Source organism: Tardiphaga sp. vice154 (assembly GCF_007018645.1).
Classification (GTDB): domain Bacteria; phylum Pseudomonadota; class Alphaproteobacteria; order Rhizobiales; family Xanthobacteraceae; genus Tardiphaga.
Genome location: NZ_CP041399.1, coordinates 3,584,306 through 3,596,320 on the forward strand (window position 1 = coordinate 3,584,306; position 12,015 = coordinate 3,596,320).

General features: G+C 55.8%; 8 protein-coding genes. 2 read left to right on the top strand and 6 right to left on the bottom strand.

The genetic code is table 11. The features are described from left to right. Positions 1 to 23 precede the first annotated feature (23 nt). A complete protein-coding gene (locus FIU28_RS16795) occupies positions 24 to 2,519 on the top strand; it encodes a glycosyltransferase (RefSeq protein WP_210247729.1) in 2,496 nt (831 codons plus the stop codon). A gap of 38 nt (positions 2,520 to 2,557) precedes the next feature. Here the strand turns inward: FIU28_RS16795 and FIU28_RS16800 are convergent, their stop codons facing one another. Continuing rightward, entirely contained in the window at positions 2,558 to 4,903 is a 2,346-nt protein-coding gene (locus tag FIU28_RS16800; protein ID WP_143574349.1) for a glycosyltransferase family 2 protein, read from the bottom strand. Positions 4,904 to 5,187: 284 nt separating this feature from the next. On the opposite strand from FIU28_RS16800, the gene FIU28_RS16805 reads away from it, so the two are divergent. Next, complete coding sequence (locus FIU28_RS16805; protein WP_143574350.1) at positions 5,188 to 5,913, top strand: acyltransferase; 726 nt, start codon at positions 5,188 to 5,190, stop codon at positions 5,911 to 5,913. Positions 5,914 to 6,003: 90 nt separating this feature from the next. Here FIU28_RS16805 and FIU28_RS16810 read toward each other — a convergent pair whose 3' ends face one another. From FIU28_RS16810 to FIU28_RS16830, 5 genes are all read right to left on the bottom strand, one after another. Next, entirely contained in the window at positions 6,004 to 6,618 is a 615-nt protein-coding gene (locus FIU28_RS16810) for a hypothetical protein (protein WP_143574351.1), read from the bottom strand. Continuing rightward, positions 6,619 to 9,021, bottom strand: coding sequence for a glycosyltransferase (locus tag FIU28_RS16815; protein WP_143574352.1), 2,403 nt, complete (start codon positions 9,019 to 9,021; stop codon positions 6,619 to 6,621). Positions 9,022 to 9,055: 34 nt separating this feature from the next. Further along, the gene (locus tag FIU28_RS16820; protein ID WP_143574353.1) at positions 9,056 to 10,072 is read right to left on the bottom strand and encodes a hypothetical protein; all 1,017 of its coding nucleotides are present in this window, start codon (positions 10,070 to 10,072) and stop codon (positions 9,056 to 9,058) included. 328 nt (positions 10,073 to 10,400) lie between these two features. Next, on the bottom strand, positions 10,401 to 10,814 hold the full coding sequence (locus FIU28_RS16825) for a hypothetical protein (RefSeq protein ID WP_143574354.1): 414 nt from the start codon (positions 10,812 to 10,814) through the stop codon (positions 10,401 to 10,403). 81 nt (positions 10,815 to 10,895) lie between these two features. Next, the gene (locus FIU28_RS16830) at positions 10,896 to 12,008 is read right to left on the bottom strand and encodes a hypothetical protein (RefSeq protein ID WP_143574355.1); all 1,113 of its coding nucleotides are present in this window, start codon (positions 12,006 to 12,008) and stop codon (positions 10,896 to 10,898) included. Between the last annotated feature and the right edge of the window lie 7 nt (positions 12,009 to 12,015).

Genomic DNA, 12,015 nt, shown 5'->3' on the forward strand with positions numbered 1-12,015 from the left:
CACCGGCGCGAGGCGGGGCCACGTTGATCATTGACGACAGGCCTGCCGGCTTCCTCCTGACTGAACGGCATTACCTCGAACTCGAGCGGGCGGCCGTGCGCGCGCTCGGCCACGGCGATTCGCGATCGGCCTGGCGCTTTGCCGACCGGCGCTGCCGCATCCCGCCCCTGCCGAATTCCCAGGTCTATCTGCTGCGCGCCGAGGCGCTGTTCCGGCTGGGACATCGGGAGGCTGCGCTGCGGGACGTCGCCAGGGCGATCGAGATCGACCCCGACGACGTGGCGGCGACACGGCGGCTGTTGTGCTGGGGCGACGAGGACCAGCAAGCGGAGGCCGCCGCGGCCATCCTGTCCCACGACAATGATCGAACTTCACTGCGCGCGGCCTTTGCGGTGCTGCGCGAGCAAGGGCGCGAGACCTTTGCCCGGGTCGACATTCTCGACGGCGAGATCACCGGCTGGGTCGCCTGGCTGCCGGGAACCTGCGTCGAGATCGAGCTGACCTCAGATACCGAGACCTATGGCAGCACCCTGCCGCCGGATCCGCACCATGCCCTCGCGGACAATGGCAGCCACGCCGCCACCTTTCGCATCCCGCGGCCGGCTTCCGCGGCACATCAGTTTTTGCACATCCACCAGAGCGAGAGCGTGATCGCCACCGCGGCGCTTCCCGGCCGGGGATCTCGCTCGCCGGCCCCCAGCCGAAAAGATGCAGCACCGGGTAACGCGCCAACGGCGCCGTCCCTGACCGTGATCGTTCCGGTCTATGCAGACTACAAGGCGACCAAGGCCTGCCTGGACAGCCTGCTGGCGGCGGCGGCCAGGACACCGGACACACGCGTGATGATCGTCGACGACGCGTCGCCCGATCCGCAGGTCAGGCGCTATCTGGCGACCCTGGCGGGACAACGCGACGTGACGGTGCTCACCAACGACCGCAACCTCGGTTTCGTGGGCGCCATCAACCGCGGGCTGCAGGCGGCCACCGACGGCGATATCATCCTGCTCAATGCCGACACGCTGGTGCCCGCCGGCGCGCTGGGCCGGCTGCGCGACGTGGTGACGGCGACGCCGGGCGTCGGCACCGCCACGCCGCTGTCGAACAATGGCGAGTTCACCAGCTTCCCGGTCAAGAACAAGTCCAACCCGCTTCCGCCGCTGGCGGAGGTGGAAGCCCTCGACCGGCTGGCGGCCACGGCAAATGCCGGCGTGGTGCAGGACATTCCCAACGGCATCGGCTTCTGCCTGTACCTGACGCGCGCCTGCCTCGACGCCGTCGGCGAACTCTCGGACGATTTTCACCGCGGCTACATGGAGGATGTGGACCTCTGCCTGCGGGCGACCGAAGCGGGCTTCCGCAATGTCTGCGTCGCCTCGGTGTTCGTCGGCCACGAGGGATCGCGCTCGTTCCGCCAGGAGAAGCGCTCCCTGGTGGTGCGGAATCTCAAGGTGCTCGCGCATCGCTACCCGCGCTACAGCGTCGAATGCGCAGCGTTCCTGCTGGCGGATCCCCTGCGCGACAGCCGCGGACGGCTGGAACAGGCCCTGCTCGCAACCGGCGACACTGTCGACAGTATTCTCCTGTGCGGCGCCGGCGCCATGTTCGAGGTGGCCATGGCGCGGGCCGGGAAACTGACAGACTCGGGATCGCCCACGCTGGTCGTCTCGCTGTCGCCCGACGGCGCGCGCATGTGGGCCTCCTTGCATCATCCGCAGACCTTGCCGCCGCAATCATTGCGTTTCGATCTGGCGCTTGCCGCCGACGCGGAAAGCTTCTGGCACTGTCTCGCCGCACTCGCCCCGGACGTGTTCGAACTGGTCGACCCCAGTCAGCTTCCCGCGCAGATTTTTGATCGCATCCGGACGCAACGGCTTCCCTATGACATCCTGGTGGCCAATACCGCATGGGCCGAACCGTCTGATGAGGGCTGGCAGCTCAGGCCGTGCCGGCAGTCGCTCGTGGACGGCGCCCGCCAGCTGATCGGCGCCGACGACGAGGCCGAAGATTTTTTGCGGGAGATCGGGCTTGGCGGCCGGCGCGCGCCGAAGGCGGCCCGGAGGCGTCCGGCAAAGTCGCACCCGGCCGGCGCGCATCTCGGGATCATCGCCCTCTGCACATCAGCCGATGAATTCCGCGCGATCAGGGATCTCGGCCTGCAATTGCTGGCAATCCGCCCGGACCTCGACGTGGTGATTCTCGGCGGCACCCTGGACGATCTGAAACTGATGCAGTTGCCGAATACTCATGTGACCGGGCCCATTACCGCGTCCGAGATCCCGACCCTGGTGCAGGCCTACGGGATCGACAGGTTCGCCCTCGGACTCGGTGGCACCGTGTTCGGCCATCCGATCGGCATGGCGGCCGCAGCGTCCGGTCTGCCGAGCGTGCGGTTCGGCTCGGCTTCCACGGCGGGACCGGATTTGTGGATCGCACCGGGCACACCGACAGGCAACGTGGCGGAGATGATCGATGCCTGGCTCGGACCGCCCGCGTCCCTCGCGACGTCCGGTGCGGCTTAGCCTCTTCCCTTCCCGCAAGGGGGTGGGAGAACACCGCGTTAAATCCCCGGCAGCACATCCACCGCCTGCGGCGGCGCGTTGATGCGCGCGGCAAAACTGCGCGGCGGCCAGGCCAGCGCGGAAAACGGCGACGGATCCAGCGACAGCACCGGGCTGTAATAGGGATCGTTGATCAGCGCCTCGCCCCACATGGTGCGCAGCATCCGCAATTCGCGCTCGAAGCGCGCTTTGCGGTCCGGCGCCTCATCCTTGCCACGGGTGGCGGATTCCAGGTGCAGCAGCGTTGCATGCGGCGTGAACACGATGCGCCGGCCGAGTTGCCGCAGCTTGAGACAGAGGTCGACATCGTTGAACGCCACGGGAAAGCGGATCTCGTCCATGCCGCCCACCGCCAGATAATCGCTCCGCCGCAGCAGCAGGCACGCCGCGGTCACCGCCGAGCATTCATGGGCGACCCGGAGCATGTCGGCATAGCCGGCATCGCCGTCCATCCGGTCGTTGCCGGCATGGGCCGCGGCGAAGCTGGGGCCGAGGACCACGCCGCCGTGCTGGATCACGCCGCTGGGCCAGACCAGCTTGGCGCCGACGGCGCCGACCTCCGGATCGGCCAGCCGCGACAGCAATTCCGCCAGCCAGAGGTCGTCTTCCGCCTCGATATCGTTGTTCAGCAGGCAGAGATTGTCGGCGTCGAGTTGCCGCGCCGCGAGATTGTTGATGCGGGCGTAATTGAACGCGCCGGGCGCGCGGATCACGCTGATGCGGTCCGAGACGATGCCGGCGAGATAATCCAGCGTCTCCGCCTCCCGGGAATCGTTGTCGATGATGGCGATGCTGGCCCCGCAGCGCTCCACCGCCGGCAGGATCGACTCGATGCAGCGGCGCAAAAGTGCGGCGCGGTTGCGGGTCGGGATCATGATGGTGGTGCGCGCGCGCGGACCGGACGGCCGGCGCACGCGAACCGCCGGCAACACCGTGGACGCGGTCGGCTCGACAGTCGCGCGGCTGTGCGCCCGCTGCAGCGCCGCGCGCGTCGCGTCCGCCAGCTCGGCGGAGGCCACGGCGAGATCCAGCGGCGGCATCACCGCCAGCGCCCCCGGCAGATGGCGGATCGCGCAGGCGCCCGCCGCGTCGGCGGCGCGGAGCAACAGGTCGTAGAGCGACGCCGCGCCGCACAGGCCTGCCAGAGCGGCATCGCGGCGCAGCGCAAAGAAATGCGCCGCATAGCCCTGCTCCAGCATGCGCTCGCGGTCGAAGGCCGGCAAAGCCAGCGGCCAGACCGAGCCATCGGCCATCTGGACGTCGATATCCGCATAGACGCAAAGCGCATTGTCATGGGTCGCGAAGGCGCCGGCCAGCGCCTGCAAGGCGCCCTCGAACAGCACCGTGCCGCTGAGACAGAACACCACAAAATCGCAGTCGGCGGCTTCGCCGGACAGGAACGCCAGCGCGGCGGCGGGATCGAAGCGCGTGACGCCGCGGCCGGGCAGCGACACCGCGGTCCAGCCGGCATGAAGCTGCGCTTCCAGGCTCTCGACCGACCCGTCGGTGTGGTGGTCGTGATGGTCGCCGACCAGCATCACCGCGGCCTTCAGCGGCGAGGCACGGCCTGCGTCCGGCGGAAAACGCTCCTTCCAGGCCTGATAGGCCGAAAACGGCAGCGATGCCGGCACCAGCTGGTCGAACAGCCGGCCGCGCAAGCGCTCGCTGTCCCAGCGGCCGAGGCCCTGCAGCGCCTGTTCCAGACCATTGTCGAAGGCCACGAACGGCAGGGCATCGGGTGTCAAATGACGGCCGTCGACCGTGGCGGACAGCCAATGCACGCGGCCGTCGGCAAACCGCTCCGGCAGGTGCAGGTCGAGCCGCTTCACCGCCTGGACTCCGCCGGCCAGCTCCACATGGGACCAGCCAGACGGCCGGATCCGCATCACCGGCTGCTGATCGATCAGGATGTCGACGGAGTCGTTCAGATCGAGCGCCAGCCAGCCATCGAACCGCAGACCGCCGAGCCATTTGAGGTCGCCGGCCTGGGCGCCGGGATCGGGCGGGTCGGCGGCGGCGCAGGCGATCGGCAGCCCGACCGGCGCCCCGCCATTGGCCAGCCGCGCCTCGACCGTCTGCGCCGCGGCGAGTCCCTGCTCCGGCAGGCCGATGGTGAAGCCGTAGCAGCCGTCGCCGATTCCGGCCTCGACCAGCGCCGCCACCCTCTTGTCACTATGGGCGGTGGCCACCACCAGGCCGTCGAGCAGCAGCTCGACGGTGAAGGTCCGCGCGAGATCGCCTGGGTCGTAGACGAAGCCGGTGAAGATGGCGCGGTCGATACGTGACAAGGCGGTCGATAGGGGCGAACCGGCCACGGAGACGCGCTTGCGGGGCTTGGCTGTCATGAACGGCGTGGCATTCGGCTGCTAACGTTAGATATCCGGGGACAGCGGGCAATTGCATAACGATATAACAAACGTTTGTTTGGTCGCCAAGACAAGCTACGATTTCGCAATTTCAAAGTCTGGATACTCGACGCAATGCTTTCTTGTTATGATCGGATCGAGAATATGCCAGCCGAGTGACGGCAAATTAAAACGAGGCTTTCTTCCTAATGCAGATGCCAAAAAACTACAAATGAGCAATATTTAGATTATTTGCAACAGCGGTTGATCGGAGTGATAAAAACATGGAAGCCCAATCACGTGCACGACTAGCCATTGCGAAGCGCGTAGAAGAACTAGGAATTCAAGACTTTTTGCGTACTACAAAGTCCCTCTTGATGAATGAGGATCTGAAGGTGATGAGCAACGGGCTACCCGATTGGTGGCACGTCAACGAAAACGTCCTGCTCTCGGCCACTGAAGCTCCGGTACGCATTGCAACGCATCAAGGCGAACCTGTTCCACAAAGATCTGTGATCATAATTGGAAAGAACGTCACCCCACCTACGATAACCCTTTGGGGGGCATGCTCGATAGTGATACTGGGAAACGACGTATACATGCCTGACGGTTCGTATTCTTGTGGACCCAACTCAACAATCATTATCGAAGATAAGACAGCAGCCACATCCGGACCACGCGTGAATTGCCGAAACGGCGGCATCATCTTTATCGGAAGTGACGGATTGTGGTCGGCAAACATCAGAATCTTTAGCGATGACATGCATGCGATACTGAATTTATCAGACAACAAGCGAATCAATGATTTTGGCGGAAAAGTTATTGTGGAAGAGCACGTTTGGCTTGGCTACGATGCAATGCTGTTGCCTGGCACTCAATTAGGTCGAGATTCGATCGTCGGAGCCCGCTCAGTTGTATCAAAGCCAATGCCATCTAATTCAATCCACGCAGGCATCCCAGCTAAAACCGTGAGGTCTGATGTGACGTGGGATAAGGCGGATTTGCCGTGATAAAAGTCCATCTATACTCCACCGCCGTCAAGAAACACTCAGTTCCCGGCCACCTCTACGCATTAGCTAAACCGGTCTCGCTAATATAGGCTAAGTACGATCAAGCTTATTGAAGACCCCAATAGTCTGGCCGTTTGACGTCCGCACCTCGATCGTCGTCGCCTCGTCAAATTCACCTTCTGGCGGAACGAAATCGAAACCGCAGCTTCCGTCACCGTGACCAGCCTTTTGAACGTCGGGACGAAAGCGATTGGCGACTGCGTATCCCTTCATGGCACCATCGAAAAAGAAATGCACATTTGCGCGCAGATCAGGATGCGCGGGGTAGTATGCCCAACCGAGAATACTTGTCTGGGAGTAACTGTCGATGTGGCCGTTTGGTTTCTCGCTCGACAAATCTATAGTTTTAGGGCCGACAACAGCCTGGGTCTGGTCAGCATTTTTCTTAACAAATTCAATATCCGAATTAGGCTCATCATCATTGCTATCCCAATGGTCTTTTTTACCAAACCAAGTTTTGCGCCAATTTCCGATCATGTGATCAATTAACTCCACTTTAAAACATCCATCTATTTCCGAGATAGCGGAAACGGCGAGGCGACAACCTGCGGATACAGAGACTTTCTCTTGGTCTGAAAGTTCAGAAAGATCAATCGGCAGGGCTAAAAGAAAGGTGTCTCGATTGGCTTTGACGATAACGGACATCTAGAGACTTTCATTACTATATTGATAGTAATCCACAAAACTACCACGTGTTTTGAAATCGGATTGCGCCTCCGGAAACCCCTCGCTTCGGAGGCGCATGCCCATGGAAATTAGACTATCATTGATAAATTCGGAGTTGTAACGGTCCTGCACGTCAATCAGTGCACCCCAGCCGACAGCTCCAATGCGTTCAGCTTGCGCTCCAATGTCGAAAGTAACTGGAAAGATCCTTAGTTCCATGGCGTCTGAAAGAGCGTACATATAGGTCTCAGGCCAGATAGAGGGAAAGAATGCAATGTCTGGTTTAATCTCTTTCACAAGCTCTGCCAGCTCAGACGTAGAGTAGTACGGCCCAGTAATCTTAACGCCTACATCAGATAATCTCTCGTCGATGTTTGTATATCCGACAACATGATACTCGATATTGAGACTACGCCTCGCCGCATCAGCGGCACAGCCAAATATTACGAGAGAGCCCTTATGCGGACCAATGGCACCAAGGGTAACAACCTTTAACGGTCTATTTTTATCTGCCTCATGCGAAGGAAAATCGGAAGTGCGACCGACCGACACGCTGCGATTGTTCTCGGTATGCTTCCTTACTTGCACATCAAGTTTACCTAAGTAAGGCCGGATTCGATCTCTAGTGTCGGACGACGGAACGAATATCTTCTTCGCGTGAGATAGCATCTTCGCGTATTGGTGACGATATTTCAAGATATCCGGCTTCCGACCGTTTCTCCCTGCATAACTTAGATTGCTTATGCAGACGTTACATACAGATGGCGAAGGGATATCGCAATAATCCTCTCCATCATCAACAAGCTGATGGCGAGGACATATTGCAGAATAATCGTGCATCGTCGCTACTACACGCACGCCGCTGTCGGCTATCTTTTTAATCAGAGACTCTGCGTCTGAAATATTGAAGCCCACCGCACTATGAAGATGCACCACTTCGAGGCCAGACTCGACTAGACGCGGGAGTATCCAGGAAATGAATTCCGCTTCGTCGATATTGCGCAAGTTAGGCAAGTACAGGGTGGCGCCAAATAGGTTCAACGAAATTTCAGACGCATTCACCCTATTCGGCGACAAGACGATAATACCGATACCCTCTAATTCTAATCCTTTTGCTATTTCGGCGATATGAGTATCGATTCCGCCACCTTGATTATGCGTTACAAAAATCGCAATTCGCCTTTGCTTCAAACCAAAAAGCAATCGCTCCAGATCAATTACTCGCCGAGCAATTCGCAGAGGGTCCCGCGTAACAAACTGCTTTACAGCACTTTCATACCTAGGATGCTTCTTCAGAAGAGCAATATAACCCGATTTTTGCTGCGTTCCCGCGTCAAGCGCGAAGGATACTTCGCCTGTGTGGCGAACAAAGACATCAGCTGCCGCAACATTTCTCCAACCAGCAGAACTTGCGCGAACGCAAAAGTCATTCTCTTCGCCATATCCACGATTGAAAGTGGCTTCATCGAAATCTCCCACTTCTTCGTGGCATTTAGCATCTATATACATACAAAATCCGACGCCCGTCGGGACGTCAAATATACGGCCTCGATTGACTACCGATGTCAGCAGATCAATTGACGCCAGCGATACTTCAACAGAATAGTTATTGCTAGAGTTAGTGTCTGGATAACTAAAGATAGTCGCATTGTTCGAGAGAGGCGTAATGGTACCAAGCCGCTCGTTGTTAGCGGCGTGAGCCACAATCCTATCAATCCAACCGTCATAGACTATTGTATCTGAATTCAGAAGAATCTTGTGACAGCCGATTCCGAGCTGCATACCTCGGTTCACTGAGTAGGTAAAACCATGATTACTTGAATTCTCGATGTAGTGGAATAGCCCTCTTTCAGAGAGCGCCTTTAACAGCTTGTTGAGCTTACCCTCTGGACTTTTGTCGTTCACGACGACCAATCGAAATGGAACCTTAACTTCACATGAAAGAACAGAATACAAGCAAGCGGCGGTGTCGCGTAGACCGCGATAAACAGGAACAATCACATCAATTTCTGCAGCAAGTTTTCGCGACAGCAGTCCAGGCCACTGAGATATTTTAATCGTCGGAATTACTTCTATCGGCCCCATATGTTCAGGCCTCGTCCGCAACTGGGATTTCTGACCTTTTGTTATGTAATGGACAAATGGATTTCCTATGATTCGTTCTTTGCGAGAAACTGCCGCTGCATAATACCGCATCGAAAAGAAAGGCGCAGGATCTCTATGTTCGTGCCAACCGTACTGGCAAAAATGCATCAGCGGATCAATCGCAGCTTCTGCGACGTCCGCGTTTGACCGAACATAGAAGCTTCGATCAAAAAGTTCACTCTCAGATATTATCTTAAAATCAGCTTCAATCGTCGGAGAGTGCTCAATCGTACTCATAACCAATTCCCGTTTACGGTTTGTTGACTTTTTACTACCATCCGCTGGGAATAGAGACCTGATTGTCAACAATTCGGGGCGAAAGAAAACGTTCTGCTATTAAGCAGACTACATAGTCGGGTCGAATTAATCGCACGAAATCGTCGTCAACATCGTTTCCCCAATAGAAATGCACATGCTTAAAGGTGGCAAAAAACTCTTGAGCCACGTGGTAAGCTGTCGATGTTCCAATCAACACGCAAGTTGACCCATTCACGGCAGAACTTTCATGAACCATCCTCTTGCCGGTGAGATGCAACCCCTTCGAAAAAGCGGGCGTCACTTCATCGAGTAATCTGACAGTCTCGAAGACAGGCTTAGACAACACCGTTAATTCCGATTCTTGCGGATCAAGTTTGTCCCCTAGATCACCGGAGAATTCCATCGGTCCGTCGTTAGACCAACTCAAATTTACATCTACCTCAAGCAACTCCGCGATCTTTTTGAAGAGCGCAATGCGCCCTGAGCTGGATGGATGCACGTCTGTACGAAAAAAACCCAAATCGCCTTGATCAAGACCGTCGAAAGCCGACAGACCATATTCAAAACATCTCGGATTATATCGATCTAAACGATCGCGCAATGTAACAGCAGGACGGTTTGTCGATGGGATCATCGGCTCCATCCTTTTTTTCCAGCATACAACGCTCTTATCTGGAATTACGAATGTGAGTGATTTGACATTTAAGCTCGAAAGGAAAACATGCCGCCTAATAAACATTTTTCGAAGGGGGTCTAGGTCCTCGCTTCTAAAGCTTTTCTTGCCGCTAAGAATTCCGCTGATGTCGTTGGAGTCGTTTTTCAGGAAGAGCCATCCCTCCGTACCAACTTCAACCAGGTCTTTTCTGTCGCGTGTATCCAATGAAAAAGGGAGACTCTGAAATTTGAAAGGCTCGCTCGCATCTATGGCGATATCAACAATGTTTTTTCCGTACTTGAGAAACGCCGAAATTCCAAAAGAAAATCCGTGTCGCGATTCACCGTATTTTGCGCCAATATCCAAGCGCTCCAAGTCGGCTAGCCCTGAATACACTGGCTTCTCGTTAACATAAAATGTGAGAGGAATTGGGGCAGCAAGGCGCTCCGTGTCCAGGACCCACCCCGCACATGTTTCCAGATTTATTCGATCAATATGCCCGACAACCATTGTTTTCCGTCTTTGGATACTTTTTAGATTAACTCTTTTGGAAAGCTAAAGACCAAGTAAACAATTACTTGTTTCGTCGACAGCAGATCAATTACACAGACTACTCGAATTCAAATTCCAGTCAGATTAGTTTCACATGACCGCGCCCCAGGTCAAATGCGTCTCTTCGAACCCAAAAGACGTCGCACTGAATTCAGGCTAACTGAAACGGAAAACGTCCCTCACTCTCGCCGTACTTATCGAAATGCTCCTGGTATGATTCAATCTCCCCAAACTCCAAGCTTCGGGTCACATCTGAATAAATTTTTCCGTACCAATTCTCATCCACCACTACCGGTGCTGGTCTTCGGCCCTCACGGTAACCGTTTTGAATGAAATGATGTCTCGCAGATCGAAAGCTTCCAGCCACTATTGCGGCATCGACGTCATCGTATTCAGACCGATACCAATCTTCATCGACCTCGACGGCACGCAAGAAAACTTTGATTAGCGATTCAAATTCTTCGCGAGTGAAAGTAACTGACTCGCTGCCATCACTGAACCGCCCCATATCTCGAGTATGATGATATGGAAGCAAGTAGGCTTGAGTATCCTTAAGCCGCGCCATCCTTGTACCTTTCAGGACATTTGATGCTATCAATGCTACACTACAACATATCGTTGGCGGGTATTGGAATCAAGTGGAATACTAATCGTCCAACGATAAGCTTGTGCAGTTAGAAGATGGAGCGAAGCTCTCGTCTTTGCTAACACTAACGTCGGAAACTTGGACAGCCACGCTGATTGCACCTTGAGCCTCAGCAGTCGCATCTGTCCGAGCATCGCGGTTTTGGGTTTCAAGGCCGATGTACATCGAGTTCACACGCCAGTTTTTCATATCGAGCGCTGCAGCCGGGAAACTGAAATCTTCATTTGTACCATCCGTTCGTCGGCATAAAAAATTTCTCTTTGCCATCTGACAGACAATGCTGTTTAGGGAAAACCGAAAACTGACTGCATCTCCGGCTTCGAACCGCAATTGCTTTGCTCCTACCGAATTATAGACAATGTCTCGATTGCCGTGATTGGGGTAACATCCTCGATATTGAGAATACGAATTTCGAGAGTTCGCGTGACCAATTTGAACAAACACCGGTGTCCGTCGATTCGATTCCGGGTCGGATAGTATCAAAGTAAACCCACTTATTACTTGGGCGAGAACCACGCCGCTCGAAATCAGCGAACTGGGCGCATGCACATCAGCTTCCGAAATTCGCAACTTCACTGAATAATGAACGGGCTTATCCAAAACTGCGCCGCCGTTCAGAGCCTTCGCTGCGAGGAAGAGGTTTGCCCCGCCCGTTTCAGTTAGTTGTCCACCAGACGCAAAAAGTTCGAATATTTTCGATGAGCCAACTCCAGTATCAAAGATACTTAACCTCGACTCCCTGTTCTCAGAAGTAAAAGTGTATTTCGGGTTACCAAATAGCCGATCGCTATACCGAGGATCACCTTTTAACATTTTCGAGGGATCAAGGATTTCGGTCTTGTTCCATTGAACTACAGTCCAAGCGGAAGCATCTCCCAAAATATCCGGAAGCACGGGGGAAATTTCAATTTCATTGCCAACTCTGCGTCCCGAGTGAAATCTGAGTTTCGGATTTGTTAAGCCCGGATCGGGAAACAGCTGTTCTGCAAGGGCATCTGACGAAAACGGAAGTCTTAATGCCAAGCCACATAGAAACAGAAGGGCAAAGATCCGGTTGATCAAATTTGCATCCATAGTTACTTCTTTAATCTGTCGCCGATACTTGCGTAGCATGATCGTT